The following is a 26,267-nucleotide window of genomic DNA, read 5'->3' as shown; positions in this document are numbered from 1 at the left end:
ATTCAGTGCGGCTGTCGTGTGCGCCGGTACAAGCCGGCCGAGATCTCGTCGCTGGCGCGCTGTTCGCGGCGCTGTTCGCGATATTGCAACTGGCGGACCTGGCGCGTCTTGAGGGTTTCGTAGGAGTTCAGGCGGCGCTTTTCATCGTGCCACTGTTTGCGTCCGGCCTCAAGGCGCACGTCGATCTGGGCGATGATCGTATTTTGCTGGGAAATGGCCTCGTCCAATGTGGCAATAAACTGCCTAAAGTTATGGTAATTCGAGGCCGATACGCCTTGTTCTGTGGTGTCCTGCAGGCGTTGCGTATAGTCGGAGCGATAGCCGTCCAGGGTGTTCAATTGCCCCTGCGCCTCGCGGCGCCGGGTACTGAGTTCAGCCAGATTGCGCCCGGCTTCGTCGAGCTTGTCCTGGGTCAGGTTGATCAGCACGTCCAGCGGGGTTTCAGGACTCATAGACATCTCCCAGCACGCCGCTGAGCGCGGCCACGGCGGCGGCATAGTCCACACGCACGTCGATGCCCTGTTGCAGATAGCCTTCCAGCCAGGGATGGCGTTCGATGGCCTGGTCGATTTCGGGGTCGTTTCCTGCAGTATAGGCGCCAACGGCGATCAGGTCGTGGTTGCGCTGGTACCGGGACATCATGCGCTTGAACCGGTGTACGTGGCGGAACTGGCTGTCGGGCACGATGGCGGACATGACCCGCGAGATCGAAGCCTCGATGTCGATGGCCGGGTAGTGGCCGGATTCCGCCAGGCTGCGCGACAGCACGATGTGGCCGTCCAGGATGGCGCGCGCCGAGTCGGCGATCGGGTCCTGCTGGTCGTCGCCTTCGGTCAGCACGGTGTAGAACGCGGTGATGGAGCCGGCCGGCCGGTCGCCCTGGGGGGCGCCGTTGCCCGCGCGCTCCACCAGGGTCGGCAGTTTGGCGAATACGGACGGGGGATAGCCCTTGGTGGCCGGCGGTTCACCGATCGCCAGGGCGATTTCGCGCTGGGCCATGGCGTAGCGCGTCAGGGAGTCCATGATCAGCAGCACGTGCTTGCCCTGGTCGCGGAAGAACTCCGCCAGCCGGGTGGCGTAGACCGCGCCCTGCAGGCGCAGCAGGGGCGAGACGTCGGCCGGGGCGGCGACCACGACGGACCGGGCCAGGCCGTCGGCGCCCAGGTTCAGTTCGATGAATTCCTTGACCTCGCGGCCGCGTTCGCCGATCAGGCCGACCACGATCACGTCGGCCTGGGTATAGCGGGCCATCATGCCCAGCAGCACGCTCTTGCCCACCCCGGAGCCGGCGAACAGGCCCATGCGCTGGCCGCGGCCCACGGTCAGCAGGCCGTTGATGGCGCGCACGCCCACGTCCAGCACCGTGTCGACGGGGGCGCGGGTGAGCGGATTGATCTGCAGGGCCGTCAGCGGGGCCATGTCCAGGTCGGGGGGCAGGGGCTTGCCGTCCAGCGGTCGGCCGGCGCCGTCCAGGACGCGGCCCAGCAGGGCGTTGCCGACCGGCAGGTGGCGCACCTGGTCCGTAATGATGGCGGCGGCCTCGACTTGCTCGGCGCCCTCGTCGGGCAGCGGGACCGGGTCCAGCAAGAGGGTCTCGGCGGGCACGATGCGGGCGCCCGGAGGCAGGCCGGTGATGTCGCTTTGCGGCATCAGGTAGAGCGTGTCGGCGTGGAAACCCACGACTTCGGCGTCGGCCCAGCGGTCCTGGTCGGGCGAGACCTGGACTTTGCAGGCGGCGCCGACCGGCAGTTGCAGGCCGGTGGCTTCCAGCACCAGGCCGGTGGCGCGGGTCACGCGCCCCTGCCGGCTGGTCGGCTGACGGGCGGACACCCGTTGTTCGCACTGGGCGAGCTGCGCCCGCCAACGGGCGCCCAGGGACCGCGACGCGGTCTCGTCCGGATTCATGACGGTTCGCCCGGCTGGCCCAGTGCGGCGATGATGCGCTGCCAGCGGGTTTCCAGCGTGGCGTCCACGGACCCCAGGGCGGTTTCCGCCACGCAGCCGCCGCGGGTGATGCTTGCGTCGGCGCTCAGGCGGTAGCGGGTCGGGTCCGGGGTCTGCTCCAGAAAGGCCTGCACCAGCTCGAGATCGTCGGGGTGCAGCCGCAATTGCAGCGCAGCGCCTTGCTCGGGCCGGGCCTGCATGACCTCGCGGACCAGGTCCAGGATGTGGTTGGGATAGTCTCGGATATGGGTGCGCAGCACCTGCTCGGCAATGCGCACGGCCAGCTGGATGACGGACTGGCCGACTTCCTGTTCGATTTCGGCGAGCGCGGCGGCGCAGGTCCGGGCCAGATCGTCCAGCCGGGCCGCCTGCTCGCGGGCCAGGGCGGCGCCTTCGGCCAGTCCTTGGGCGTGTCCTTGGGCATGGCCTTCCGCCAGGCCTTGTTCGAGACCCTGGGCATGACCCTCGACCCGGCCTTGTTCAAGGCCCTGGGCGTGGCCTTCGGTGCGGCCTTGCTCGAAACCGTCTGCGCGGCCCTGGGCCCGGCCTTCTTCGCGCCCTTCGGCGAGCGCCTGGGCGCGGCGCCGCGCGAGTTCCGCCTGGTAGCGCGGATCGCGGTCGCTGGCGCGGCGGCCGGGAGGCTGCTTGAGCGCATCCAGAGATTCCATTTCCCAGCGCTGCCAGCGGGCTCGCGTCGCCAGATCGATGGAAGGCTCGGACTTGTCAGACATACTCGTCGTTGCCCATCGACAGATTGATCTGGCCGGCGTCGGCGAGCTTGCGCGCCACCATCAGGATGGCCTTCTGTTCGGTCTCGACGCGCGACATGCGCACCGGACCCTGGGCGTCCAGGTCGTCGCGCAGGATTTCGGCCGCGCGGTTGGACATGTTCTTGAAGAACTTGGCGCAGAGCTCTTCGCTGGCGCCCTTCAGTGCGATGGTCAGCGAGGCCGTGTCGATTTCCTTCAGGATGAGCTGGATGGCGGCGTCCTCGACGTCGACCAGGTTGTCGAACACGAACATCTCGTCGATGATGCGCTGCGCCAGATCGGCGTCGATCTCTCGCAGGCTGCTGACCACGGCTTCTTCCTCGGCCGTGTTCATGAAGTTCAGGATCTCGGCCGCGGTGCGTACCCCGCCCATCTTCGAGCGCTTGGCGCCCTGGCCGGACAGGACCTCGTTCAGCACTTCGGTCAGTTCGTGCAGCGCGGACGGCTGCACGCCGCCGAAAGTGGCGATCCGCATCATCACGTCGTTGCGCACGCGCTCGTTGAGCAGCGCCAGAATGGCGGAGGCGCGGTCGCGTTCCAGGTGGACCAGGATGGTGGCGATGATCTGCGGGTGCTCGTCGGCGATCAGTTCGGCGACGTTGACCGGTTCCAGCCAGTTCAGCGCGTCGATGCCCGAGCCCGTGCCTTCGCCGGCTTCGAGGATGTCCTCGATCAAACCGGCCGCGCGGTCGGTGCCCAGGGCCTTGGTCAGGACCGAGCGGATGTAGTCGTCCGAGCCCAGGGTCACGGCCATGAACTGGTCGGCTTCGCGGCGGAAGTCCTCCAGGACTTGATCGACGTCGGCGCGCGTGACCTGCTTGAGGTTGGCCATGGCCGAGCCGATCTGCTGGACCTCGCGCGAGGACAGGTACTTGAAGACTTCGGCCGCCGCATCCTCACCCAGGGACATCATCAGGATGGCGCAGCGGGTCAGGTCGTTATCAGGATTTGGCATTCTTGGGATCCATCCATGAACGCAGCACCATGGCGACGGCGCGCGGGTCGCGCTGGGCCAGTTGGCGGGCGGTGTCCAGGTTTTCCTCGTAGCGGTTCATTTCCGAGGCGCGCATCTCGTCCTGGCGGCGCTGTTCGCGCATGGTTTCCAGGTGGGCTTCGTTCTTGGCGCGTTCGACCTGGGCGTTGGCAAAGCCCTGGACGATGGGTCGCACGACCGAGCGCCAGAGGAAGAACAGGACGGCCAGGGCCAGGAGGACCTTCAGGGCTTGCAGGGCGAGACCGCGGTATTCCGGATTTTCCCAGGGCTTGAACTTGGGTTCCTGGTCGGTGAAGGCGCTATTGACCACACTGAGGCTGTCGCCGCGATCGGCCGAATAACCCATGGCCTGCTTGACCAGCGCGTTGATGTCGTCCATTTCGGCCGACTCCAGCGGCGCCGGCTCGCCGTCCTTGTCGCGGTAATTGACCACCACGGCCACGGACAGGCGCTGCAGCGTGCCCAGTTCGTGCTTGACGTGGCTGATGGTGCGGTCGACTTCGTAATTGACGGTGGCGTCGTTGCGCATGGAGCCCTGGCCCTGGCGGGCCGTCGCGCCGGCGACGGGCGTGCCATTGACCGTCGTGGGGCCGCCGGCCTGGGGCGCGCCGCCCTGGGCGCCGGCTGCCGGTGCGCCCTGGCCTTGTTGGCCTTGCTGGGCTTGGGCGGCGGGCGCCGTCTGGATCGGCGCCGTGGCATTGGCCGGGGGCTCGTTGGACAGGGCGCCGGGCACGCCGGCCGGCGGCATGATGCCGTTCTGGGCCGAGTCGCTGGTCTGCTTGCTGCGGATGGCGGCCGTGCCCGGCGTTTCGTTGGGGCGGTAGACCTCGGACGTCTGTTCGCGCCGGGAGAAATCCACGTCGGCGCTGACCTGGGCGCGCACATTGCCCGGGCCGACGATCGGATTGAGCAGGGTCAGGATGCGCTGGGACGTGCGCTGCTCGATGTCGTTGATGAAGTTGCGCCGGGTGCTGTCCATGCCGGCTTCGCCGCCCGGCGAGGACATCAGGTGGCCGTCCTGGTCGACGATCGAGACCGATTCGGCGTTGAGTTTGGGCACGCTGGAGGACACCAGCCAGGCGATGGCCGAAACCTGGGATTCGCTGAGGGTGCGGGACGGGTAGAGCGTCAGCAGCACCGAGGCGGTGGGGGCCTCGCGGTCACGCACGAACAGGGACTGGCGCGGGATGGCGAGGTGCACGCGCGCGGATTTGACGGGCTGCAGGGCCTCGATGGAGCGGGCCAGTTCGCCTTCGAGGGCGCGCTGGTAGGAGATCTGCTCGGAGAACTGGCTGGCGCCGAATTTCGGCTCGTCCAGCAGTTCGAAGCCCACGCTGCCGCCGCGCGGCAGGCCTTGTTCGGCCAGTTGCAGGCGCAGCGCATAGACCTGATCGGCAGGCACCAGGATGGTGGCGCCGTTGTCGGCGAACTTGTAGGGGACGTTGCGTTGGTTCAGGACCGAGACGATGGCGCCGCCGTCGCGCGCCTCGACGTTCGAGAACAGCGTGCGGTATTCGGGTTCGCGCATCCACAGAGCGGCAACGACGAGCAGGGCCACGATCGCCGCGCCCAGGCCCAGCAGCACCGGCCGGGGCAAGGCCGTCAGCCGCGCCAGGGCGGGGTTGCGGTTCATCCAGTCGGTAATGGGATTCATCGGATCGAAGTTGCTGAGGATGCCGCCAGGGCGCGCCCGGGCCAGAAACCGACGGTCTGGATGATGTGCATGCTGTTACGGCAGAATGATGGGATATTGGCGGCCATTATGGCGGCGATTGGTGTTCCGGCAAGCCCTGAAAAACCCCGTTTTTGGGGCTTAGTTAGGATGATCCGCCTTGTGCGTGCATGCATTTGGCAAACCGGGGAAGTGTCCGTTCTTATCCCCGCTATTGCGGGGCTTGCCGATTCGGGACCGGCCGTATAGTACATCGTCGGCGGATCGTGTTCAGCGGCGGCCGGTGTTTTCCCTGTCTTTCAGTCCTTGTCTTCAGCCGTTACTTCCGAACCGTTTGCCATGATGACTTCCCAGGCCCTTGCCAGCGTCGAAAACCTGCTTGCCCAGATGCGCGCCGTGGCGCGCGAGTCCCAGGGCCTGTCGGCGCAGCCGGTCGCGTCTTCCGAGGGCAGCCACGGTTTTGCCGCCGAACTGGCCCGGTCCCTGGATCGGGTTTCCCATGCGCAGAATGCCGCCAACACCCAGGCCAAGGCCTTTGAAATGGGTGATCCCGACATTTCCCTGAGCAATGTGATGATCGATCTGCAGAAAGCCGGCCTGGCTTTTCAGGCGACGGTGCAGGTGCGCAACCGCCTGGTGGATGCCTACAAGGAAATCGCCAATATGGCCGTCTGATGAGGCCGTGTCGGCCCTTTGCCGGGCCGGCCGATGAGCAAACCCGCCTTGAGTTTATTCGGCGGGTATTTTTTTGCCGCCGGGCCGCCCCAAGGCAAAAAGCGCCCCCTCGGGGGGCGGCGCACCATGCGCCGGCATGGAAGCGTGGGGGTTGTCCTCGTCGGCGGGGCGCCGCACGACGCCGCCTTCGGTATCCAGCGCGTATAGCCAGGCCAGCAGTTCCGCGATGGCGACGTAGAGCCTGGGGGGGATGTGCGCGTCCAGATCCACCTGCATCAGCAGGCCGACCAGTTCCGGCGATTCGTGTACGTACAGGCCGTGTTCGCGCGCGGTGCGCACGATGGTGTCCGCCAGGTTGCCGTAGCCCTTGGCCACGACCCGGGGTGCGGCGTCCGTCGGGTCGTAGGTGACGGCGACGGCGCTGGGTCGGTGGGGATCAGGGCTCGGCGACTTCATGGTTCTGAGGGTTGGGCGGTGGAGCGTCGGGGGCGTCATCCCGGGCCTGGACGGACAACTGGCTGGCCTGCAGGCCTTGGGCCAGCAGCCGGGCGCGCAGCGGTTCGATGGCTTGCCCGAGTCGTTCCGCGGACTGGGGCGCGACCAGCTGCATGACCAGTTGATCGCCGGACAGGCTCAGGCGCGCCTGGACGTCTCCCAGAGACGGCAGGTGCAGATTCAGGCGGGTGGCCCAGTGGTCTTCCTGGAAGTCGCGGTCTTCCTCGTCGTCTTGGGGGCGGCGGCGGACTTCCCATTGCATGTCGGCGCCCGGCCAGGCCTCGCCCTGCCAGAGAAAGGCCTGATTGGCCAGGACTTCGAGCTGCTGGCGGACCAGCAACTGGGCTTGCGGATCGATGCCCGGAACAGGTGCGGTCTGGGTCTGGTGAGTGGTTGCGGCGGTCTGCGCGGTGTCGGGACCGGCGCCGCCCGTCGCGGCGGGGGCCGGTGTGGCGGCTTGCGGGGCGTTGCTCTGCGTATTCTGCGCCGTGCCGCCAGGCTGGGGCGGGATGCGTCCCTGGGGTTCCTGCCGCAGGTCCTGGGGCGCGGTCTTGCCGGTGGCCAGTTGCGCGAGATGGGATTCGTAGAACAGGCCGCTGGTCTGCACGGATTGCGACAGCGACTGGGCGAAGCGGGCGGGCAGGGCGCCCGGCTGTCCCAGTGCGGTGGCAAGCTGGCCCCAGGCCTGGGCGACGCCGCCCGGCTGGGCCGTCGTCGGGCCGGAAGGCAGACCCGTGCCGCCCGGCAGTCCGGCGGTGTTGCCGCCGGCGGCCGGGCCATTGCCTGTGTTGGGCAGCAGCGGCGATTGGCCGCGCACGGCCTGGCCGTCGCGGGGAAATTGCTGCAGCAAGGCGAGGATGATGCGGGCCGCATAGCCCAGGGTGGTCGGTGCAGACTGGGTGCTGCCGTGAAAGGTCGTGCTGCGGCCCAGCAGATTGTCCAGCTTCATGTCCCGCACGGCCTTGCCGACGGCGGCCTGCTGGCGGCCTTGCTGGTTGGCCTGATCGACGGATTCGCGGGGATGGCGCTGGGTCGGATTTTGCAGCGCGTCGGGGTTTTCGGTGTTGGCCGGCTGGGGGACGGCCTGAGGGCCCGCGCCGGAGGCGAGGTTGGCCTGTTGGCCCAGGGTGGTGCCCAGTACGGCGTCCAGGCGCTGGACCAGCAGCGTGCCGAGGTTGGAAGGGGCCCCGATGCTCATGGCGTGATTCCTGGGAGGGGGTGGAGCCCTAGTGTGGGCGGACCGTGCTGTAGTAGGCCTGCAGGACGGTGCGCTGGCGCTTGAACGTGCCCAGCAGATGGCTCAGGCGTTCGAGTTCGGGAGAAATCAGCTGGCGGATCCGGGCATCGTCGTCCAGGATGCGGGTGAGCAGTTCGCGCCGGGCGTTTTTCTGGTCGTCGTCCAGCGGATCCAGGGCTTGCAGGCGTTCGACCGCTTCCTGGTAGCGGGCGCCGAGCGCCACCAGTTCATCCCATTCCTGCGCCTGAGCCTTGGTCAGCATCTGGCCCGACAGGTCTGCGATTTCCTGGTAATACGTGAGGATGGATGCTTGGGTCATGCTCAATAGCGGAATTTCGGTCAATGGCTGGGAGGCGGGTCGCTGAACTGGGGGTCGACAGCCGTGTGCCAGGCGCCGGCCAGGTCGATCAGCATCTTTTCGGCCGAGTTGAGCTTGGCCTCGTCGCTGTGCAGATTGGCCTGCATCAGATCGCGGATGATGAGTTCGTAGGACGCAATCAGCAGCCGGGCAACCTCGCCGCCGCGTTCCGTGTCCACCCCCGCCTTCAGGCCCGAGTCCACGATGTCGATGGCTTTGGACAAGGCCTTGCCGCGTTCCGGGATGTTGCCGCTGACGAGATGGTGACGGGCCTGTGCAATGGCTTTCAATGCGCCCCGGAACAGCAGCGAGATCAGGCGCTCGGGTGAAGCGCCGAGCACTTCGGTCTCGAGCCCGATGTTGGCATAAGAGCCGGTGGCGCGGGCGGTGCGGGAACGCGGGGCGTAGGTCATGGCGATGCGGGTTTACTGCTTTGAGGCATTCAGGGCGCTGAGCTGCTGCGACAGGTAGCTGCTGAGCGAATTCATCTGGCTGACCATGGCGTCCAGCTGGGTGAACTGGGCGCGGTAGGTTTCCATGCGCTGGTCGATGCGGTCGGAGGTCGCATCGTACTGCTTCTTGATGTCAGCGATGGTTTTGTTCAGGCCCTCGGTGGTGTTGCTGAACAGGCCGCCGGAGCGTGTGAACGTCTCGGCGGTCTGATCCACCCGGGTGCCGACGCCGGTGACGCCGGTGAACAGGGATTTCACATTCTCCGAATCTTCAGCCAGGGCTTTGGTGAGCTTGGTGTCGTCGATGTTGAGTTTGCCGGTCTTGGGATCGGTCGTGATGCCGATCTTGGACAGGGTGGTGCCGTTGGCGGACTCGATGGCGCCTGACACGGCGTCTCGCATGCGGGTCTGCACCGAGCGGGCGAGCGTGTCGCCGGTCAGCGGGCTGGAGGGGTTGTCGGCCCCGACGGTGTATTTCGTCAGCGTCCCGACCGTGTCCAGCATGCTGTTGTAGGCCTTGACGAAATCCTCGACGGCCTTCTTGGCGACGCCGTCGTCGCGGGTCAATGTCAGGTTGGCGGCGCTGGTCGTGGTCTGGTTCAGCGTCAGCTTGACGCCGTCGATCACGTTTTCGATGGTGTTGCTCTGGCTGGTGACGGCGATGCCGTTGATGGTGAGCTCGGCGTTCTTGGCGGCTTGGACCGTGACGCCCGCTGTGGAGCCGCCGCCGGCGTAGCCCAGGAAGGATTCCAGGTCGGCGTTGCCGTCGACGGAGAGGTTGGTGACGGCGTTCTGCTCGCCGGTTTCGCGGCTGGTCAGCAGCAGGCGGTATTGGCTGCCCGGCGTGCCGTCGTTGACGATGGTGGCGTTGACCCCGATGTCCTTGTCGGCGTTGATGGCGGTCACGAGCGCGTCCAGGGACGTGCCCTTGCCGTTGAGGTCGATGGATTTTTCTTCGCCGCCGATGGTGATCTTCAGGGTTCCGCCGGTGCCGATGTCGGCGGTGCGGTCCGCCCGACCCGCATAGACCAGGGTCTGGGATGAGGCCAGTTGGTCGACCTGGACCGAATACTGGCCCGGGATGGCGCCGCTGCTCGTCGTTGCGGAGAAGGCGTCCGAGCCGGATTTGACGGAGATCGAGCCGAAGGTGTCTGCTTTACCGACGGCCTGGGCAGCCTTCTGGAGCGCCTCGACAGAAGATTTCAGGGTGTTGTAGGCGGTAAGCTTGGTTTCCGCCGCCTTCTGCCGGCTCTGGATCGTATTCAGAACCTGGCTTTCGTTGGTTTTCAGCTTGGTGAGCAGGTCCGAGAGGGGCAGGCCGGACAGGCCGAGAGAAGAAATGGATGCCATGATGTGATACTCCGTTCAGCTTATTATGCCTTGGCTGGGCGGCGGCAAAGGCGGTGTATGGGGTGAGATTTCGTTTCTATTCGGGGGTCAGGCCTGGGTATCCACGCCGGAACCCTGGAGCTGGACGATCATTTTCGCAACCCGCAGGACGGCTTCGGACGGGATGGTGCGCAGGACATCGCCGGTCGTGCTGTCGACGATCGAGACGACCAGGCGCTGGGCGTCCTCGTCCATTTCGAAGCGCATGCCGGTGGACCAGGCCTTGAGGCTGTCGTTGACGGATTCGAGGGCTTTTTCCAGCGAGGACTTGGGCGGCTCGATCGATTGCCGCAGGCCCAGTTCGCGCGACCCGGCCTGTTTGTTGAAGCGGCTGGACTGGGCGTCTTCGACGGGGGTGACCTGGGTGGCGGGGGCGGCCTGGGCCTGAGGCCGCTCGGATACGGGAGCAGCCAGACCCAGGCTGGAGGATGCCAGTTGATTTCCAATGGGGTGAATCATGCGTGCTCCTGTCCGGATAGGCGTGTTCTGGTCAGGAAGCGTCCGGGGCAGGACCCCGGGATCGGACGCATCCTGGATTTTCATACTGGCATAACGGCGAGATCCGGCAAAACTTTAGGGCTGATCATCCCGGGAAGAGGCGGCATCGTCCCGCAGCGCTTTCCCGTGCGGCAAATTCATGGGTGAAAACCGGGTTTCTTGGGGAAACATCCGGGGCGTTCCTGGTGCATACTTGCATTTTATGATGTGTTTCACGGATTGTGTGATGCCTCTTTCCGAGGACCAGTTGATTGCCCGCCATGCGCCGCTCGTGCGCCGTCAGGCCTTGACGCTGATCGGCAAACTGCCGGCCAGCGTCGAGCTCGACGACCTGATGCAAGCCGGCATGATGGGGCTGCTGGATGCCGTGCGGCGCTACCAGCAGCAGGCCGACGCGCAATTCGAAACCTACGCGATCACCCGCATCCGCGGCGCCATGCTGGATGAACTGCGCAGCCAGGACTGGCTGCCGCGCAGCGTGCGCAGCAAGGCGCGCAGCATCGAGGAGGCCATCCAGACGCTGCGCCATCGCCTGCTGCGTCCAGCCACCGAATCCGAGATCGCCGAAGAAATGGGCATGAACCTGGTTGATTATCAGGTATTGCTCGAAGAAGCACGTGGTGTGCAGGTGCTGATGTACGAGGATCTGGCCCTGCATCGGGAAGATCACGACGGCGAAGGCGCGCTGGACGCGGTGGCCACGGGTCAGGGGAACAACCCCCTGGATTGGCTGATGCGCGAAGGTTTGCGTTCGGTGCTGACCGAGGCGATCCGCAATCTGCCGGAGCGCGAGCAATTGCTGCTGTCGCTGCAGTTCGAGCAGGACCTGAACCAAAAGGAAATTGCCGCCGTCCTGGGCATCACCGAGGGCCGGGTGTCCCAGTTGCGGTCCCAGGCCGTGGCGCGTATCCGGGCGTGGCTGTCCAGCCATTCCTGGGAACCCGACGCCGATACCGACGATTACGAACATTTGTTGTAGTGAGCCTGGGCGCCTGTCGTCCTGTGCCTGCCGCTTGTCTTCCCTATAAGATTCATTTAATATATATCTTATACGGCACAGACTGCCGAATTTCAATGGCGAGGGACTCCCATCATGAACATCGATCGCTTCAAACATCAACACGTCGAAATCCTCAGCGGCATCAGTTTGCTGCGCCGCTTGTCCCACCAGGGGATTGCCGATCACGCCGTGGACATCGCCCACGAACTGAAGGCGCTGGCCCAGGTCGTCACCCAGCATCTGGCGATCGAGGATCGCATTCTGTATCCCTCGCTGGAAAAAAGCGGCGACGAGCGCATGGCGAGCATGAGCGTGGCCTACCAGAACGACATGCAGGGCATTGCCAGCGCCTTCATCAATTTCGCCCGCCGCTGGGGGAATGCGACGCTGCTGACCCGCAGTCCGGAGGATTTCCGGGCCGAGGCCAATACGGTGCTGAAGAGCGTGCATGCGCGCATGCTGCGCGAGAACCGCGAGTTCTATCCGGCGATCGAGGCGCTGTAAGGACCAAAACGCATATAATGGCCGGCTAGTTTCCCCTGCGGCCAAACGAATGAAAACCTCCGAGATCCGTCAGAAATTCCTGTCCTTTTTCGAGTCCAAAGGACACCAGATCGTGCCGTCCTCGCCGCTCGTTCCGGCCAACGACCCGACGCTGCTGTTCACCAACTCCGGCATGGTCCAGTTCAAGGACGTTTTCACCGGCAAGGACAGCCGGCCCTATCGCCGGGCGACCACCGCGCAGCGCTGCGTGCGCGCCGGGGGCAAGCACAATGACCTGGAAAACGTCGGCTATACCGCGCGGCATCACACGTTTTTCGAGATGCTGGGCAATTTCAGCTTCGGCGACTATTTCAAGCGTGACGCCATCACCAACGCCTGGACCCTGCTGACCGAGGTCTACGGTCTGCCCAAGGAAAAGCTGTGGGTCACCGTCTACCAGGATGACGACGAGGCCTACGACATCTGGGCGCAGGAAATCGGCGTGCCGCGCGAACGCATCATCCGCATCGGCGACAACAAGGGCGCGCCCTACGCCTCGGACAATTTCTGGCAGATGGCCGACACCGGTCCCTGCGGCCCCTGTTCCGAAATCTTCTATGACCACGGCGCGGACATCTGGGGCGGCCCTCCGGGATCGCCCGAAGAAGACGGCGACCGCTACATCGAGATCTGGAATCTGGTGTTCATGCAGTTCGAGCGCGATGCCCAGGGCGCCATGCATCCCCTGCCCAAGCCCTGCGTCGACACCGGCATGGGCCTGGAGCGCATCTCCGCCGTGCTGCAGCACGTGCATTCCAATTACGAGATCGACCTGTTCCAGCACCTGATCCGCGCGGCCGCCCGCGAGACGGGTTGTGCGGATCTGGCCGACAATTCCCTGAAGGTCATCGCCGACCACATCCGGGCCTGCAGCTTCCTGGTGGTCGACGGCGTGATCCCCGGCAACGAAGGGCGCGGCTACGTGCTGCGCCGCATCATCCGGCGCGCGCTGCGTCACGGGCATAAGCTGGGCCAGAAGGGCCTGTTCTTCCACCTCCTGGTGGCCGATCTGGTCGCGCAGATGGGCGAGGCCTATCCCGAGCTCGCCGCCCAGCAGGCGCGGGTCGAACAGGTGCTGCGCCAGGAAGAAGAACGCTTCGGCGAAACCCTGGAAAACGGCATGCGCATCCTGGAATCCGCCCTGGCGGCCCTGCCGGCCGGCCAGGCGCTGGACGGCCAGACGCTGTTCACCCTGTATGACACCTACGGTTTCCCGGTCGATCTGACGGCCGACATCTGCCGCGAACGCGACATCCCCGTCGATCTGGACGGCTTTGAGCAGGCCATGGCGCACCAGCGCGAACAGGCGCGCGCGGCCGGCAAGTTCAAGGCGGCGGCCGATCTCAGCTATGACGGCGTGGCGACGCGTTTCGACGGCTACGAGCACCTGGAAGGCCGGGCCGCCGTCACGGCGCTGTACGTGGACGGCGTGTCGGTGCCGTCGATCGCGCAGGGCCAGCAGGCCGTGGTGGTGCTGGACGCGACCCCGTTCTACGCCGAATCCGGCGGCCAGGTGGGTGACACCGGCGTGCTGGCCGGCGCTTCGGCGCAGTTCCAGGTGGCCGACACCCAGAAAATCCAGGCCGATGTCTTTGGTCATCACGGCGTCCTGAGCCAGGGCGTGCTGGCCGTCGGCGACACAGTGGCGACGCACGTCGATGCCCGCCGCCGCGCCGATACGATGCGCAATCACTCGGCCACTCACCTGATGCACAAGGCCCTGCGCCAGGTCCTGGGCGAGCACGTGCAACAGCGCGGTTCCCTGGTCGACCCGGACAAGACCCGCTTCGACTTCGCCCATGATGCGCCGATGACGGTCGAGCAGATCGCCCGGGTCGAGTCCATCGTCAACGACGAAGTCCTGGCCAACCAGGCCGTGCGCACCCAGCACCTCAGCTACGACGAAGCCGTGGCCGGCGGCGCCATGGCCTTGTTCGGTGAAAAATACGGCGACGTGGTGCGGGTGCTGGACATCGGCTTCTCGCGCGAACTGTGCGGCGGCACCCACGTGGCGCGCACGGGCGATATCGGCCTGTTCAAGATCGTGTCCGAAGGCGGCGTGGCCGCCGGCATCCGCCGGGTCGAAGCCATCACCGGGCACGGCGCCCTGGCCTGGGTGCAACAGACCCGCGACACGCTGGATCAGGCGGCCGGGCTGCTCAAGACCCAGGCGGCTGAAGTCCCCGAGCGCATCCAGGCGCTGCAGCAGCAGACGCGCCAGATCGAACGCGAACTCGAACGCCTGCAGGACAAGCTGGCGGCTGCTGCGGGGTCCGACCTGGCCGGTCAGGCGGTGGACGTCGCCGGGGTCAAGCTGCTGGCGACGCGATTGAACGGTGTCGATCCCAAGTCGCTGCGCGGCATGGTCGATCAACTGAAGTCCAAGCTGTCCGGCGCGGTGATTCTGCTGGCCGCCGTGGCGGATGACAAGATCAGCCTGGTGGCCGGCGTCAGTCCCGAACTGACGGCGCGGGTCAAGGCCGGCGATCTGGTGGGCGCCATCGCCGCCCAGGTGGGCGGCAAGGGCGGCGGCCGTCCGGACATGGCCATGGGCGGCGGCTCCGATGTCGCGTCGCTGGACGGCGCCCTGGCCGGCGTGCAGGCCTGGCTGGCTGACAGACTGGATGCGGCAGCGTGATGGATGCATGCCGGGTTGCGCCCAGGGGGGGGCGGCATGACGCCTGAACTGCCGCACGCGGACCAGGAAATCGACGCCCGGGGGCTGAATTGCCCCCTGCCGATCCTGCGCACCAAGAAGGCCCTGGCCCAATTGGAAAGCGGCCAGGTGCTGGCCGTGCTGACCACCGATCCGCATGCGGGCCGGGACTTCCAGGCGTTCTGCCAGCAGACCGGCAATCCCTTGCTGGCGCAGCAGGCGCGGGACGACGCGGTTCAGGTGCATTACGTCCAGCGCCGTTAAGGCGCCTCGAGCAAGTCCTCACGCCGTGTGCGTGTTGTTTTTCACTGCATTCTTTTCACGGTATTCGCAGGTCGTTCACCCGCATCCATTGCGGACACGGCCTGTGTAATGCTAAGATTTCGTGTTTTTCACAGCATTTTCAAAGGATTATCCATGGTTGTGATTCGTCTGGCCCGCGGCGGCTCGAAGAAGCGTCCCTTCTACAATGTCGTTGCTGCCGATTCGCGTAATCGCCGCGATGGCCGTTTCATCGAACGCGTGGGTTTCTACAACCCCGTCGCTGGTGAAGGTCAGGAAGGCCTGCGCCTGTCCCTGGATCGCGTCCAGCACTGGGTCGGTTCCGGCGCCCAGCTGTCCGACACGGTGGCCCGCCTGGTCAAGGAATACTCCGCCAAGGTCGCGTCCGCTGCCTGATCGCAGCCTTGTCGTGCCGGCGATGGCCGATTCCGCCTTTCTGGATGCCGTGCCGCCGGACGACCTGGTCGAGGTCGGCCGGGTGGCCGCCGCCCACGGGGTGCGCGGCTGGCTGAAGCTCCAGCCTTATTCGCCCCAGGCGGATGCCCTGCTGGGCGCTCCGGTCTGGTGGCTCAAGGCGCCTGATCCCGCACTGGGAACGGGCGCTTTGTCGCGTCCGCGCGGTCTGAATATCCGTGCGTGCCGCCGCCAGGGCGGCCAGTTTCTGGTGGCTCAGGCCGATGGCATTGCCGACCGCGATGCGGCCGAAGCGTTGCGGGGCTATACCGTCTGGGTGCCCCGGGCGTCGTTTCCAAAGGCGGACGACGACGAATACTACTGGATCGACCTGATCGGCTGCGATTTCCACGGCATGGGGGACGAGGGTCCCCGGCTGCTGGGGCGTGTCGATCAGGTGCTGGACAATGGCGCCCATGCCGTGCTGCAGGTGGCGCTGGGCGCGCCGGATGACGCAGGCGTCTTCCAGCCGCTTGCCGATGCGCGCGGCCGGCTGCGTCATGTGCTGGTGCCCTTCGTGGCCGCGCACGTGCAGCACGTCGATCTGCAAGCCCGCCGCATCGACAGCGACTGGCCTGCCGATTTCTGAGTCCGGCCGCCGGGCGCACCCGCCCGGCTGCGCCTCGTCTTTTCGTTCCCACGGATCGTTTTATGCGGTTTGACCTGATCACGCTGTTTCCCGAGATGTTTGCCGCGGTGCGCGATCAGGGCGTCAGCGGCCGCGCGCATGCGCGCGGGATCTGGTCGCTGGAAACCTGGAATCCGCGTGATTTCACGACCGACGTCCATCGCACGGTGGACGACCGCCCCTATGGCGGCGGTCCGGGTATGGTGATGTTGGCCGAACCGCTGGCCCTGGCGGTCGAGGCGGCTCGCGCGGCCCGCCTGCAAGCGGGGGTGGACGCCCCGGATGCGCCGGCCCCCGTCGTGCTGCTGTCGCCGGCCGGTCGGACGCACGACCAGGCGCGCGCTCAGCACTGGGCGGAACGAACCGGCGCCATCCTGATCTGCGGCCGCTACGAAGGCATCGACCAGCGTTTCATCGACCACTATGTGGACGAGGAGATCTCGCTGGGGGATTTCGTGCTGTCGGGCGGCGAACTGGGCGCCATGGTCTTGGTGGACAGCGTGGTACGGCTGTTGCCGGGCGTGCTGCATGATGCGGAGTCCGCCGTGCAGGATTCCTTCAATCCCGCCCTGAGCGGCCTGCTGGACAGCCCGCACTACACACGTCCCGAAGTCTGGCGCGGCGACGCCGTGCCCGAGCCCTTGCTGTCCGGCCATCATGCGCGCATCGCCGTCTGGCGGCGGGACCAATCCTTGTCACTGACGGCGGCGCGCCGGCCTGACCTGATACACCGGGCGCGTACGGCGGGGGATCTGGATGCGCGTGATGAGCGCGCGCTGAACCAGATCAACCGGTCGACCGCGAAACCGGATGCCGGTCAGGGCTCCGGCTAGGGTTGGGACCGGGGCGCCCGGGCCTGCAGCGGCGGTTCGGCCGGGCGGACATAGTATTGCCGGCCGACCCAGGCAGCCTCAGGCCCCGTGGGGGCCGAACACGCTGTGCCGGGCGGGCAGGATCTGGGGTCGTCTTTCGCATAGCGCAGGTAGATTTCCGACTTGCGGGTCGTCTGGGCGGCGTCCAGATTGGCCTGCAGTTCCTGACTGGGATAGTTGAGATAGGCCGTGCGGGTATACGAACCCGGGGCGATCGCCATGGCGGCCTCGACCAGCCGGGCGCCGGCGATGTGGTCGGGATGGTCGTGTCCGGCGCAGCGCCAGCAGAGCGCACGATAGGGAATGGTGATCGAAGGGTCCATCAGGCGGACGTCCTGGGGGGCCTCCTGGCGGATCAGGTCGGCCAGCAGATGAATCAGTTCGCCGCGCGTGTAGGTATCCGGGTAGGGGGCGTAGGAGCGCACACGGGCGCGGGGCACGGATTCCACGCGGCTCAGGGGCGTCAGGCTGCCCCAGCCGGGGCCCAGCCAGGGATCGGGCAGGCGCAGCATGATGAGCTGGATGCGCGGATTGGCGCGCAGGGTGTGGCGCACCAGGGTGTGCCGGCCGACCACCAGGCCGTCGGTGTTCCAGGCGTCGGCGGCGCCGGCCATGTCGGCATAGGCGGCCATGATGCCGCGCTCGCGCGCCAGGGTGTAGGCCATGCCTTCGCCCCGGTCGCCGGCGGTGAGGTAGACCGTGTGGACGCAGCGGCCCTGGCGGATCGCGTCGTCCTGATCGGGATTCATGAACAGCAGATCGTCGTCGGGGTGGGCGACGAAGCTCAGCACCTTGCCGCTCGTACAGTCTGCCGGGGCCGGCGTCCCGGCCTGGACGGTGGCTTTCGGCGCAGCCTGTTCGGTCGTGGTCTGCAGGGCGGCCCGGGCAGTGGGCGGACAGGCCGGAACCAGGGCCAGAACCGACAGGATCAGTGTGAGCAGGAACTGGCGGCCGTCGGTGCGGTCTCGCGGGGAGCCGGTCGCTGGAAGGGGGGAGGGCATGGTGGCGGAGCCGTGAGACTGGGGGAGGCCAGGGGTGCCAGCACCGGGGGCAAGGGGGTGGATCGGTACGGGTTTGCGATTCCAGTTTTCGCTTTCGATTCTGGACAAGAAATTTTACAAGGACGTCACGAGAAAGTTAAGGCTTCTGTCGGGCGGAGGACATGCGGAACCGCCCGTGTGTCGCAAGTTCGACACACGGGCGGCGGGTGTGGTCGAGGCGCGGCGAGCGCGCTTTAAATTCAAGTGCGGGTGGCCAACAAGCGTGGCTGCCGGACGGGGGCGTTCAACGCGCGAGGCGCAGCTGCGGGTGGCCGTATATCTGCCGGGTCCTGGGGATTGAGGTGGAAGAACGCCACCAGATCGACCAGGGTATCGGCCTGTTCCTGCAGGCTGGTGGCCGCGGCGGCCGATTCTTCGACCAGGCTGGCGTTCTGGCGGGTGGCGTCGTCCATCTGGGTGACGGCGGCATTGATTTCCTCGATGCCGGTGGTCTGTTCGCGGCTGGCCGCGCTGATTTCGCCCATGATGTCGGTGACGCGGTGGATGCCCTCGACGATCTCCTGCATGGTGGCGCCCGCCCGGGCGGCCTGCTCGCTGCCCCGGGTGGTGGATTCCACCGAGGTGTCGATCAGGGTCTTGATTTCCTTGGCCGCACCGGCCGACCGTTGCGCCAGCGCGCGAACTTCGGAGGCGACCACGGCGAAGCCGCGGCCTTGCTCGCCGGCTCGGGCGGCTTCGACCGCCGCGTTCAGGGCCAGGATGTTGGTCTGGAAGGCAATGCTGTCGATGACTCCGATGATGTCGGCGACTTGCTGCCCCCGAGAGTCGATTTCGCTCATGGTGGTGACCAGTTCGGCGACGATGGCGCCGCCTTCGGTGGCGGTGCGCCCCGCCGACTCGGCCAGGGAGTTGGCCTGCTGGGCGTTGTCGGCGTTCTGGCGTACGGTGGCGGTGATCTGCTCCATCGTGGCGGCGGTTTCGGCCAGGGAACTGGCCTGTTGCTCCGTGCGTGAGGACAGGTCCAGGTTGCCGGCCGTGATCTGGCTCGAGGCCGAGGCGATGGAGTCGGCGCCGTTGCGGACCTGGCTGACGATGTCAGACAGGTGATCGCGCATGTCCCGCAGGGCGAACAACAGACTGACGCGATCCTGGGGCTTCAGTTCAATGGGCACGGCCAGGTCGCCGGTGGCAATCCGGTTCAGGAGAGCCGTGGCATAGGCCGGTTCGCCGCCCAGTTGGCGCAGCAGCGCCCGGGTGATCAGGTAATTGGCCAGCGCCGCCAGCAGGCTGAGCAGTACGATGCCGCCGCTGAGCAGCAGACGGGTGCGGGACAGTGCGTCGGCGCGCTCGTTCAGCACGGATTCCAGTTGGCCCAGGGCGACCTGGTCGAGCGCGTACTGGGCGTCGATGGTCCGCGTGTAGTGAGTGAAGAAATCGGCGGCCGGGAACTGCAGGGTTTGAGTCTGGAGGATTTCTTTCTGGGCCAGTTCGATGGCCTGGCGGGCTTCCTGGAGCGCCGTCCGGCCGGGTTCGGCCAGGCGGGCGCCCAGTTCGGGGAATTGTCGGGCGGCGCTTTCCAGTGCGTCGTTCAGGCTGATGTAGTGCTCTTCGGCGCGGTTGATCAGCACCGTGATCCGCAGACGTTCGGCGTCGGAGGCCTCGCGGCTCGTCAGCAGGCCCGAGCCTATTGCGCGGGCCTGGCCGAACATTTCGGTCAGCATGGGCACCTGGTTCAGCGCCGTGTCGATCAGATAATAGCCCTGGGCCTGCGGGTCGAAGCTCAAGCCGTAATACTGCAGCAGCAGGGATTTGGTCCGCAGCAACTGGGTGATCAGACCGACGTGGGCCTGAAAGCTGTCGGCGGGCTTGATCGACTTCCGGGATACGGGTTCTGCCAGCGCTTTCCAGGCTTGTTGCGTCTCTTGCCAGACGCCGAGCACGGCCGGATCGTGGACGTCCCGGCGCAGGTCCGCGTCCAGGGTTTCGAAGGCATGGTCGATCTCGGTCTGCAGGGACGCACGCCGGGCGTCGGCGGAGGCGTCGCCGTTCAACGTCATCATGGACAGGCCGCGATGCTGTTGCGTCAGTTGCAGGGTCTTCATCATCTGGTGCATGGGCTGCAGGCCACGCAGTTCGAGCCGGGTGGCGTCGATCGTCTTGCCGGATTCCAGCACGTACAGGATGAAGGGCGCGGCGACCAGTATCACGCCGAAAAGCGCCAGCACGGCGAATTTTTGCCAGAGGCGGAGCCGGTTCAGGGCGGTGTCGAGGGGGCTTTGTTTCATGTGGGCGTTCCGGTCGGTACGGCACCCTGGATAGGGGGCCGACGATGGCTCAATGGTTGGGAACCGCTGGACCAGGGGTTCTGCAACAATTTTAAAATTGAGCCTGCGGGAAAAGTTTCTATCCGGCCGGAAAGCCTGGGAGATTGGGTGGTTCTTAACCTAGATCAATGTTTTTAGCGGGGGAAAGGCATGACTTGAGTCTTTGGCACCACAGACCGGCCGCCTGGACCGCCCGGATCGGAGGCGTCGCCAATGGACTTGTTCGGGAGGATCGAGAACAATAAAGCCGCCCCCCTGGTTGGATCGATGTCGATCGGCCGGGATTTCCATGCGTGAACAATGTCGATCAAGCGTATCGGTATATCCAAACTGCGGCTCGGAATGTATGTCCACAAGCTGGAGAGCGGCTGGTTCGATCACCCTTTCTGGCGTGGCAGCTTCCTGTTGGAGCGGCACCAGGATCTAGAGGCGATCCGGAAGGCCGGCATCCGGCTGGTCTGGATCGACACCGCCAAAGGGTTGGCGCCGGGACTCGCGGCCCGGGACATGGGTCTGGCAACGCAGGCAGCCGCGGCCGTACAGGCGGATGCCGTGGGTTCGGACCGCCAGGCCGGTTCGGACGATCGGCCGGGGACTGTGCTCCCGGGGACGGTCGAAACGCTGCAGCCTGCGCACCGGCTGCCGGCTGATGTGAAACCCGAGGAAGTCGTGGGTGTGACTCTGGAGGAAGAAATCCGGCAGGCTCGTCGACTGTGCATGAGCGCGAGTGATGAGGTGATGGGCCTGTTCGAGGAAGCTCGCATGGGGCGGGCGATCCACCCCGAGGCCGCATTGCCGCTGGTGCAGGAAATTTCCGATTCCATCCGCCGCCACCCTCATGCCCTGATCAGCGCCGCCCGTCTCAAGACGCGCGACAACTACACCTATCTGCACTCAGTGGCCGTCTGCGCCTTGATGACGTCGTTGTCCAGCCAACTGGGGCTGGACCCCGTCCGGACCCGCCAGGCCGGCGTGGGCGGGTTGATGCACGATCTGGGCAAGGCCGCCATCCCGCTGGATATCCTGAACAAGCCCGGTCGGTTGACGGAGGCGGAGTTTGATCTGGTCAAACGGCACCCGTCTGCCGGCGCGGAAATGTTGCGCCTGGGCGGCGCAGACGAAATGATCCAGTCGATCGCCCTGCATCATCATGAAAAGTACGATGGCTCCGGTTATCCCTGCCGGCTGAGCGGTCAGGCGATTCCGCTGCTGGCCCGCATGGGGGCCGTGTGCGACGTTTATGACGCCGTGACCTCCCTGCGTGCTTACAAGCCGGCCTGGGAGCCGGCTGAAACCATGCGCCGCATGGCAAGCTGGGAAGGGCATTTCGATCGCCAGGTATTCGAGGCTTTCGTCAAGACGGTGGGTATTTATCCGCTGGGCTCCCTGGTGCGTCTGCAATCCCGGCGCCTGGGCGTCGTGGTGGCGCCGGGCGATCATTCCCTGCTGGCACCGCACGTCGAAGTCGTGCGCAGTGTGGACGCCGGCAGCGCCTGCCCGAACGAGCGCCTGAACCTGGGCGACCCGGATTGCGACGACCGGATCGTGGGGCCGGAGGATCCTTCCGACTGGAATCTGGGCGGACTGGAGGCTTACTGGCTGGGGGGCACGGCGATGTCGTAGCGTGGGGGGTCAGGTTTGCGCGACAGCCCGGGCCGGTTCGGGCGTGACGGATGGGTCCGGCGCCATCGTTGTGGGCAGCACTTGTGATTCGTCGATGTGGCGCAGGTGCCGCCGGCTGGCCGCCAGCACCAGGACGCCCAGCAGCACGGCGGCGGACCCGACCCAGAAGGGAACGTGATCGTTGATCGTCTCGCCCAGGTAGCCCGCCAGCCAGGGCGCGACTGCGCCGCCGCCGAAACGCACGAAGCTGTAGGCCGCGGAGGCCACGCCCCGTTCGACCGGGGCGGCCTTCATCACGGTTTCGGTCACCAGCGTGTTGTTGATCCCGAGGAACAGGCCGGCCAGAACCACGCCGGCGACCAGGACCGGCTTGTATTCGGTCCAGATCGCCATGATGGCCAGGATCAGGGCAAAACCGGTGAGCGCGAACAGGATCGCGGGGATCGTGCCGAGGATGCCCTGCAGCCGGGGCGCCAGGATCACCGAGGCGAACGCCAGCATGGCGCCCCAACCAAAGAAGATCAGCCCGACCTGATGGGCCGTCATGTTCAGCGGAAACGGCGTGTAGGCGAGCAGGGTGAAGAAGCCGAAGTTGTAGCACAGGGCGGTCAGGGCCACCCCGAGCAGGCCCGGGTGCTTCAGCGCCCGGAACGGATCGCGCAGCGAACTGGGCTTGGGCCGGGCGTGCGCACTGGGCAGCAGGCACAAGGTCACCAGGAACGCGATCGCCATCAGTACGGACACCCCGAAGAACGGCCCGCGCCACGAGATCGAGCCCAGCACGCCGCCGATCAGCGGGCCGGCCGCGATGCCGACGCCCAGCGCGGCTTCATAGAAGATGATGGCATCGCGCACCGAGCCCGACGAGGCGCTGACGATGGCCGTGAGCGCGGTGGCGACGAACAAGGCGTTGCCCAGTCCCCAGATGGCGCGGTAGCCGACGATGGCGCCGATCGAATCGGACAGGCCGGCCAGCCCGGCGCCCGCAATGATGATCACCAGCCCGAGCAGCAGGGTCGGCTTGACGCCCAGGCGGCTGGACACGACGCTGGTGATCAGCATCGCCAGGCCCATGATGGCCATGTAGCTGGTGAACAGCAGCGAGGTTTGCGAAGGCGTGGCCCCCAGAGAGTCGGCAATGGGTTTCAGGATCGGATCGACCAGCCCGATGCCCATGAAGGCGATGACGCAGGCGAAGGCCACCGCCAGCACGGCTTTGGGTTGTTGCAGCAATTTCATGGTGTGTGAGGTTTCTCGGTGATGACGGGTTCGATGGAGGCCGATGTGGCGGACCGGTGGCCGGTGGCCTGGCGATAGGCGGCGTCGAGCAGCGCCGACAAGGCCAGCAGGGCGTCGGGCAGCCGCGCGCGGTCCGCTGCGTCCAATTGTTCGACCAGGGAGTTAAAGACGCCGGCGCGCGCCCGGCGCATGTCGGCCAGCGCGCGCCGGCCCTGATCCGTCAGGGACAGGCGGGCGGCCCGGGCGTCGTCCGGGTCCGTCACCCGGCCGACCAGGCCTTGTGCCTGCAGGCGATGCACCTGGGCGGTCATGGTGGGTTGGCTGCAGCGTTCGATCCGCGCCAGATCGCCGATGCGGGCCGTGCCCAGCTCGTCGATCTGCGCCAGGACCCGGGCCTGCGCCAGCGGCAGCGTCCAGGCCGTGTGGTGTGTCACCCAGCGGTTGAGCCGGGCAATACGGTCCAGCAGCTCGGCCCCTCCGACGGGGGGCGGTGCCTGATCCGGCATGGCGGTGGATTCCTTGGAGATTAATTACATAGGCTATCTATGTAAATAGTAAAAGAAAAAGCCGCCCCTGAAAAGAGGGCGGTCAGCTTGCGGAGGTTTGTGTCTCGGCGTGCCTCGGCCCGGAGAGGGGGGCGTCGAGGAGCTCGCCGATCGCCGCGCCCATCGCGCGGATCGCCCATTCCGTGCGGGGCGTGAAGACTGCGGCGTGGCTCAGGCGCATGCAGTTCCGGTATTTGCCGGCCGCCGAAAAAATATCGCCGTGTGCGATGAGGATGCCGTTTTTCCGCAACATGGGGTCGAGCGCGTGCGTGTCGAACGATTCCGGCAGTTCGATCCACAGGGTGAAGCCGCCTTGCGGGTGGCTGATGCGGGTGCCCTCGGGAAAGGCGCGCCGCACCCATTCGGTCATGACGTCGCGCTGGCGCTGGTACTGGCGCCGCATCCGGCGCAGGTGCGCCGGGTAATGGCCTTTTTGCAGGAACTCGGCGACGGCGATCTGCGGCAGGGGGGCGGTGGGGCCCGAGCCGGTGTACTTCATGCGCAGCACCTTGTCGAAATAGCGCCCCGGCGCGATCCAGCCTACCCGCAGTCCGGGCGCCAGGGTCTTGGAAAACGAACTGCACAACAGGACGCGGCCGTCCTCGTCGAGCGCCTTCAAGGCATGGGGCCTGGGCCAGCCATAGACCAGGTCGCCGTAGATGTCGTCTTCGATGATGGGCACGTCAAAGCGTTGGGCCAGGCGGATCAGGCCGCGTTTGCGGTGTTCCGGCATGGTGTAGCCGAGCGGGTTGCTGGCATTGGGGATCACCAGAATGGCCTTGACGGGCCAGCGGTCCAGCGCGAGTTCCAGGGCCTCCAGGCTGATGCCCTGGACGGGGTCCGACGGGATCTCGAAAGCCTGGACGTCGGTTTCCTTCAGGATCTGCATCATGCCGTGATAGCTGGGAGATGCGATGGCCACGATGTCGCCTGGCGCGCATAGGGCCCGCACCGCGCACGACAGGGCTTCCTGGCAGCCGGAGGTGACGATCAGCGAGTCGGGCGCGGCCTGGTAGCCCGCGTCCAGGGCCAGTCGGGACAGTTGTTCGCGCAGGGCGGGCACCCCTTGCATGTCGCTGTAGTGCAGGCTGGCGATGCCGGCATGGCGTCCCTCACGGGCCAGCGCGGCCTGCAAAGGCCTCAGGCTGGGGCTTTCCACGTCCGGCATGCCCCGGCCCAGTTGTACCGGTTGTTCCTCGCGCTCCAGATCGAGCAGGTCCTGGATCTGCCCCCACTCCGACACGTCGATCGGCCGCAGCGTGGGTTTGCCCATCCTGGGCAGCGCGGACGCCGAGCGGGTCATCGGCACGTACCAGCCCGAGCGGGGACGCGCCTCGAGCAGGCCGGACATTTCCAGCCAGCGGTAGGCCTGCTGGACGGTCGTCAGGCTGACGCCGTATTCGGCGCTCAGGTCCCGCACGGAAGGCAGACGGCTGCCGGCGGCGTACAGGCCCTGTTCAATGCGGCGGCCCAGGGTATCGGCGAGATTGAGATAGCGGCTCATGGCGTGGTCTGTGTGGGTCGCCTGTGACTGTAGGGCTGAATTCTCATAGGAAAAAGAGACAGATTCAAGAATTTTTGGCAATTCAGCGGATTCATTATCCCGCATGTATTGAAAAAACGGGTGGTGACTGTGTATTCAATACAGATGCGTGATCCGTGAAGATGATCCCGACGGCCCATGGGGGCCCGATGACCATAGAACGGAACATGATGCTTTCGACTGACCTGCTGCTTGCCTTCTCGGCATACGCCCTGATCACCTCCATCACGCCGGGGCCGAACAACACCATGCTGCTGGCGTCCGGCGTGACCTTCGGATTTCGCCGGTCGCTGCCGCACATGCTGGGCGTGACGGGCGGTTTTTTCCTGATGGTGCTGTTGATCGGCCTGGGGTTCGGCGCCTTGTTCAAGGCTTTCCCCGGTCTGTATGACGGGCTGCGCTACCTGGGGGCGGTCTACCTGGTCTACCTTGCCTGGAGAATCGCCCGATCGGCGCCCGCCGCACGTGACGAGGATCATCGCAGCGCCGCCGAGCCGCTGGGTTTCTTCGGCGCGGCCGCCTTCCAGTGGGTCAATCCGAAGGCCTGGACCATGGCCGTGGCCGCCGTCAGCACCTATATGCCGCAGCAGAGCTATCTGACGAGCGTGCTGGTGATCTCGGTGCTGTACGCCGCCATCAATCTGCCGTGCATCAGCCTCTGGGTCGGCTGCGGCAGCCTGATCCGCCGCTGGCTGGCCGATCCGGCGTGGCAGCGCGGATTCAACCGGATCATGGCGGTTCTGCTGTTGGCTTCCCTGTATCCGATGCTGAGGCCGGTCTGATGAATGCGCATGTCGTGATCGACCGCTTATCGATCGTGCTGCAGTGCTTCCGCTGCCGGTTCGGCAGCCGCCGGGAGATGCGGCATCTGCTGGAACTGGATGACTACCTGCTCGAAGACATGGGCCTGCCGCGCGATTGGTTCGTCGCCGAGCGGCAGCGGATGGGCATCCTGCCTGAGTTTTTGGATGACAGCGGCCGGCGCCTGGTTCGTAGCGGGGGGCGGCGTGTGCGGGAGAGTGGTTGCTGGTGAACGGCGGCGTGTCCGCCGGATGCAAAAAGGCCACCTGAAAG

26 protein-coding genes and 1 pseudogene are annotated in these 26,267 nt (G+C 66.2%); 11 read left to right on the top strand and 16 right to left on the bottom strand.

Going from position 1 to position 26,267, the window contains the following annotated elements; all coding sequences use genetic code 11:
* Positions 1-2 precede the first annotated feature (2 nt).
* Genes fliJ through fliF form a run of 5 tightly spaced genes read right to left on the bottom strand, consistent with a single transcriptional unit; the run spans position 3 to position 5,362 of the window.
* On the bottom strand, positions 3-452 hold the full coding sequence (fliJ, locus tag ACFO0J_RS07585) for a flagellar export protein FliJ (RefSeq protein ID WP_376812463.1): 450 nt from the start codon (positions 450-452) through the stop codon (positions 3-5).
* Positions 442-1,905 (bottom strand): flagellar protein export ATPase FliI, encoded by a 1,464-nt coding sequence (fliI, locus tag ACFO0J_RS07580; RefSeq protein WP_376812462.1) that lies wholly within the window; start codon positions 1,903-1,905, stop codon positions 442-444. The genes fliJ and fliI overlap by 11 nt, the downstream gene beginning before the upstream one ends.
* Positions 1,902-2,675 (bottom strand): flagellar assembly protein FliH, encoded by a 774-nt coding sequence (locus ACFO0J_RS07575; RefSeq protein WP_376812461.1) that lies wholly within the window; start codon positions 2,673-2,675, stop codon positions 1,902-1,904. The genes fliI and ACFO0J_RS07575 overlap by 4 nt, the downstream gene beginning before the upstream one ends.
* Positions 2,668-3,669 carry a flagellar motor switch protein FliG gene (fliG, locus tag ACFO0J_RS07570; protein ID WP_376812460.1) on the bottom strand — a complete coding sequence of 334 codons (1,002 nt, stop codon included), beginning with the start codon at positions 3,667-3,669 and terminating at the stop codon, positions 2,668-2,670. Before fliG ends, ACFO0J_RS07575 begins: the two co-directional genes overlap by 8 nt.
* Positions 3,656-5,362 (bottom strand): flagellar basal-body MS-ring/collar protein FliF, encoded by a 1,707-nt coding sequence (gene fliF, locus ACFO0J_RS07565; RefSeq protein WP_376812459.1) that lies wholly within the window; start codon positions 5,360-5,362, stop codon positions 3,656-3,658. The genes fliG and fliF overlap by 14 nt, the downstream gene beginning before the upstream one ends.
* 360 nt (positions 5,363-5,722) lie before the next feature.
* On the opposite strand from fliF, the gene fliE reads away from it, so the two are divergent.
* Positions 5,723-6,055 carry a flagellar hook-basal body complex protein FliE gene (gene fliE, locus ACFO0J_RS07560; protein ID WP_376812587.1) on the top strand — a complete coding sequence of 111 codons (333 nt, stop codon included), beginning with the start codon at positions 5,723-5,725 and terminating at the stop codon, positions 6,053-6,055.
* A 54-nt stretch (positions 6,056-6,109) separates the two neighbouring features.
* Here the strand turns inward: fliE and ACFO0J_RS07555 are convergent, their stop codons facing one another.
* From ACFO0J_RS07555 to ACFO0J_RS07530, 6 genes are all read right to left on the bottom strand, one after another.
* A complete protein-coding gene (locus ACFO0J_RS07555; RefSeq protein ID WP_376812458.1) occupies positions 6,110-6,511 on the bottom strand; it encodes an EscU/YscU/HrcU family type III secretion system export apparatus switch protein in 402 nt (133 codons plus the stop codon).
* Complete coding sequence (fliK, locus tag ACFO0J_RS07550; RefSeq protein WP_376812457.1) at positions 6,492-7,748, bottom strand: flagellar hook-length control protein FliK; 1,257 nt, start codon at positions 7,746-7,748, stop codon at positions 6,492-6,494. The genes ACFO0J_RS07555 and fliK overlap by 20 nt, the downstream gene beginning before the upstream one ends.
* Positions 7,749-7,776: 28 nt before the next feature.
* Complete coding sequence (locus tag ACFO0J_RS07545) at positions 7,777-8,106, bottom strand: flagellar protein FliT (protein WP_376812456.1); 330 nt, start codon at positions 8,104-8,106, stop codon at positions 7,777-7,779.
* Positions 8,107-8,126: 20 nt separating this feature from the next.
* Positions 8,127-8,558 (bottom strand): flagellar export chaperone FliS, encoded by a 432-nt coding sequence (fliS, locus tag ACFO0J_RS07540; RefSeq protein ID WP_376812455.1) that lies wholly within the window; start codon positions 8,556-8,558, stop codon positions 8,127-8,129.
* A 12-nt stretch (positions 8,559-8,570) separates the two neighbouring features.
* Positions 8,571-9,947, bottom strand: coding sequence for a flagellar filament capping protein FliD (gene fliD / locus ACFO0J_RS07535; RefSeq protein WP_376812454.1), 1,377 nt, complete (start codon positions 9,945-9,947; stop codon positions 8,571-8,573).
* Between the two features lie 87 nt (positions 9,948-10,034).
* Positions 10,035-10,445 (bottom strand): flagellar protein FlaG, encoded by a 411-nt coding sequence (locus tag ACFO0J_RS07530; protein WP_376812453.1) that lies wholly within the window; start codon positions 10,443-10,445, stop codon positions 10,035-10,037.
* 265 nt (positions 10,446-10,710) lie between these two features.
* Here ACFO0J_RS07530 and ACFO0J_RS07525 point away from each other — a divergent pair, with 265 nt between their 5' ends.
* The 7 genes from ACFO0J_RS07525 to trmD all read left to right on the top strand — a co-directional run bounded on the left by ACFO0J_RS07525 (position 10,711) and on the right by trmD (position 16,879).
* Complete coding sequence (locus ACFO0J_RS07525; protein WP_376812452.1) at positions 10,711-11,463, top strand: RNA polymerase sigma factor FliA; 753 nt, start codon at positions 10,711-10,713, stop codon at positions 11,461-11,463.
* Positions 11,464-11,577: 114 nt separating this feature from the next.
* Complete coding sequence (locus ACFO0J_RS07520) at positions 11,578-11,988, top strand: hemerythrin domain-containing protein (protein WP_376812451.1); 411 nt, start codon at positions 11,578-11,580, stop codon at positions 11,986-11,988.
* A 49-nt stretch (positions 11,989-12,037) separates the two neighbouring features.
* Positions 12,038-14,665 carry an alanine--tRNA ligase gene (gene alaS, locus ACFO0J_RS07515; RefSeq protein ID WP_376812450.1) on the top strand — a complete coding sequence of 876 codons (2,628 nt, stop codon included), beginning with the start codon at positions 12,038-12,040 and terminating at the stop codon, positions 14,663-14,665.
* A 36-nt stretch (positions 14,666-14,701) separates the two neighbouring features.
* Entirely contained in the window at positions 14,702-14,947 is a 246-nt protein-coding gene (locus ACFO0J_RS07510; RefSeq protein WP_376812449.1) for a sulfurtransferase TusA family protein, read from the top strand.
* A gap of 153 nt (positions 14,948-15,100) precedes the next feature.
* Positions 15,101-15,361, top strand: coding sequence for a 30S ribosomal protein S16 (rpsP, locus tag ACFO0J_RS07505; protein ID WP_376812448.1), 261 nt, complete (start codon positions 15,101-15,103; stop codon positions 15,359-15,361).
* Positions 15,362-15,383: 22 nt separating this feature from the next.
* Positions 15,384-16,007, top strand: a complete 624-nt coding sequence (gene rimM, locus ACFO0J_RS07500; protein ID WP_376812447.1) for a ribosome maturation factor RimM — start codon at positions 15,384-15,386, stop codon at positions 16,005-16,007.
* 62 nt (positions 16,008-16,069) lie between these two features.
* Complete coding sequence (gene trmD / locus ACFO0J_RS07495) at positions 16,070-16,879, top strand: tRNA (guanosine(37)-N1)-methyltransferase TrmD (RefSeq protein ID WP_376812446.1); 810 nt, start codon at positions 16,070-16,072, stop codon at positions 16,877-16,879.
* On the opposite strand, the gene ACFO0J_RS07490 is transcribed toward trmD, so the two are convergent.
* Positions 16,876-17,919, bottom strand: coding sequence for a PIG-L family deacetylase (locus ACFO0J_RS07490; RefSeq protein WP_376812445.1), 1,044 nt, complete (start codon positions 17,917-17,919; stop codon positions 16,876-16,878). The two genes, trmD and ACFO0J_RS07490, sit on opposite strands and share 4 nt — an antisense overlap.
* Before the next feature lie 266 nt (positions 17,920-18,185).
* Positions 18,186-19,991: pseudogene (locus ACFO0J_RS07485) on the bottom strand (methyl-accepting chemotaxis protein); the annotation flags it as partial.
* Positions 19,992-20,543: 552 nt separating this feature from the next.
* Between ACFO0J_RS07485 and ACFO0J_RS07480 the strand changes: the two are divergent.
* A complete protein-coding gene (locus ACFO0J_RS07480; RefSeq protein ID WP_376812443.1) occupies positions 20,544-21,866 on the top strand; it encodes an HD-GYP domain-containing protein in 1,323 nt (440 codons plus the stop codon).
* Between the two features lie 9 nt (positions 21,867-21,875).
* Here ACFO0J_RS07480 and ACFO0J_RS07475 read toward each other — a convergent pair whose 3' ends face one another.
* From ACFO0J_RS07475 to ACFO0J_RS07465, 3 genes are all read right to left on the bottom strand, one after another.
* Complete coding sequence (locus ACFO0J_RS07475; RefSeq protein ID WP_376812442.1) at positions 21,876-23,105, bottom strand: MFS transporter; 1,230 nt, start codon at positions 23,103-23,105, stop codon at positions 21,876-21,878.
* Complete coding sequence (locus ACFO0J_RS07470; protein ID WP_376812441.1) at positions 23,102-23,611, bottom strand: MarR family winged helix-turn-helix transcriptional regulator; 510 nt, start codon at positions 23,609-23,611, stop codon at positions 23,102-23,104. The genes ACFO0J_RS07475 and ACFO0J_RS07470 overlap by 4 nt, the downstream gene beginning before the upstream one ends.
* 82 nt (positions 23,612-23,693) lie before the next feature.
* Complete coding sequence (locus tag ACFO0J_RS07465) at positions 23,694-25,154, bottom strand: aminotransferase-like domain-containing protein (protein ID WP_376812440.1); 1,461 nt, start codon at positions 25,152-25,154, stop codon at positions 23,694-23,696.
* A gap of 209 nt (positions 25,155-25,363) precedes the next feature.
* Here ACFO0J_RS07465 and ACFO0J_RS07460 point away from each other — a divergent pair, with 209 nt between their 5' ends.
* On the top strand, positions 25,364-25,975 hold the full coding sequence (locus ACFO0J_RS07460; protein ID WP_376812586.1) for a LysE family translocator: 612 nt from the start codon (positions 25,364-25,366) through the stop codon (positions 25,973-25,975).
* Positions 25,975-26,226 carry a hypothetical protein gene (locus ACFO0J_RS07455; protein WP_376812439.1) on the top strand — a complete coding sequence of 84 codons (252 nt, stop codon included), beginning with the start codon at positions 25,975-25,977 and terminating at the stop codon, positions 26,224-26,226. The genes ACFO0J_RS07460 and ACFO0J_RS07455 overlap by 1 nt, the downstream gene beginning before the upstream one ends.
* Positions 26,227-26,267 lie beyond the last annotated feature (41 nt).

It is taken from the genome of Castellaniella hirudinis (genome assembly GCF_042651965.1).
Lineage (GTDB): Bacteria > Pseudomonadota > Gammaproteobacteria > Burkholderiales > Burkholderiaceae_B > Castellaniella > Castellaniella hirudinis.
This window is presented reverse-complemented; position numbering and strand designations above follow the sequence as displayed.

Coding starts and splice junctions, on each gene's coding strand:
- fliJ (WP_376812463.1), bottom strand. CDS start 452: ATGAGTCCTGAAACCCCGCTGGACGTGCTGATCAACCTGACCCAGGAC.
- fliI (WP_376812462.1), bottom strand. CDS start 1,905: ATGAATCCGGACGAGACCGCGTCGCGGTCCCTGGGCGCCCGTTGGCGG.
- ACFO0J_RS07575 (WP_376812461.1), bottom strand. CDS start 2,675: ATGTCTGACAAGTCCGAGCCTTCCATCGATCTGGCGACGCGAGCCCGC.
- fliG (WP_376812460.1), bottom strand. CDS start 3,669: ATGCCAAATCCTGATAACGACCTGACCCGCTGCGCCATCCTGATGATG.
- fliF (WP_376812459.1), bottom strand. CDS start 5,362: ATGAATCCCATTACCGACTGGATGAACCGCAACCCCGCCCTGGCGCGG.
- fliE (WP_376812587.1), top strand. CDS start 5,723: ATGACTTCCCAGGCCCTTGCCAGCGTCGAAAACCTGCTTGCCCAGATG.
- ACFO0J_RS07555 (WP_376812458.1), bottom strand. CDS start 6,511: ATGAAGTCGCCGAGCCCTGATCCCCACCGACCCAGCGCCGTCGCCGTC.
- fliK (WP_376812457.1), bottom strand. CDS start 7,748: ATGAGCATCGGGGCCCCTTCCAACCTCGGCACGCTGCTGGTCCAGCGC.
- ACFO0J_RS07545 (WP_376812456.1), bottom strand. CDS start 8,106: ATGACCCAAGCATCCATCCTCACGTATTACCAGGAAATCGCAGACCTG.
- fliS (WP_376812455.1), bottom strand. CDS start 8,558: ATGACCTACGCCCCGCGTTCCCGCACCGCCCGCGCCACCGGCTCTTAT.
- fliD (WP_376812454.1), bottom strand. CDS start 9,947: ATGGCATCCATTTCTTCTCTCGGCCTGTCCGGCCTGCCCCTCTCGGAC.
- ACFO0J_RS07530 (WP_376812453.1), bottom strand. CDS start 10,445: ATGATTCACCCCATTGGAAATCAACTGGCATCCTCCAGCCTGGGTCTG.
- ACFO0J_RS07525 (WP_376812452.1), top strand. CDS start 10,711: ATGCCTCTTTCCGAGGACCAGTTGATTGCCCGCCATGCGCCGCTCGTG.
- ACFO0J_RS07520 (WP_376812451.1), top strand. CDS start 11,578: ATGAACATCGATCGCTTCAAACATCAACACGTCGAAATCCTCAGCGGC.
- alaS (WP_376812450.1), top strand. CDS start 12,038: ATGAAAACCTCCGAGATCCGTCAGAAATTCCTGTCCTTTTTCGAGTCC.
- ACFO0J_RS07510 (WP_376812449.1), top strand. CDS start 14,702: ATGACGCCTGAACTGCCGCACGCGGACCAGGAAATCGACGCCCGGGGG.
- rpsP (WP_376812448.1), top strand. CDS start 15,101: ATGGTTGTGATTCGTCTGGCCCGCGGCGGCTCGAAGAAGCGTCCCTTC.
- rimM (WP_376812447.1), top strand. CDS start 15,384: ATGGCCGATTCCGCCTTTCTGGATGCCGTGCCGCCGGACGACCTGGTC.
- trmD (WP_376812446.1), top strand. CDS start 16,070: ATGCGGTTTGACCTGATCACGCTGTTTCCCGAGATGTTTGCCGCGGTG.
- ACFO0J_RS07490 (WP_376812445.1), bottom strand. CDS start 17,919: ATGCCCTCCCCCCTTCCAGCGACCGGCTCCCCGCGAGACCGCACCGAC.
- ACFO0J_RS07480 (WP_376812443.1), top strand. CDS start 20,544: ATGTCGATCAAGCGTATCGGTATATCCAAACTGCGGCTCGGAATGTAT.
- ACFO0J_RS07475 (WP_376812442.1), bottom strand. CDS start 23,105: ATGAAATTGCTGCAACAACCCAAAGCCGTGCTGGCGGTGGCCTTCGCC.
- ACFO0J_RS07470 (WP_376812441.1), bottom strand. CDS start 23,611: ATGCCGGATCAGGCACCGCCCCCCGTCGGAGGGGCCGAGCTGCTGGAC.
- ACFO0J_RS07465 (WP_376812440.1), bottom strand. CDS start 25,154: ATGAGCCGCTATCTCAATCTCGCCGATACCCTGGGCCGCCGCATTGAA.
- ACFO0J_RS07460 (WP_376812586.1), top strand. CDS start 25,364: ATGCTTTCGACTGACCTGCTGCTTGCCTTCTCGGCATACGCCCTGATC.
- ACFO0J_RS07455 (WP_376812439.1), top strand. CDS start 25,975: ATGAATGCGCATGTCGTGATCGACCGCTTATCGATCGTGCTGCAGTGC.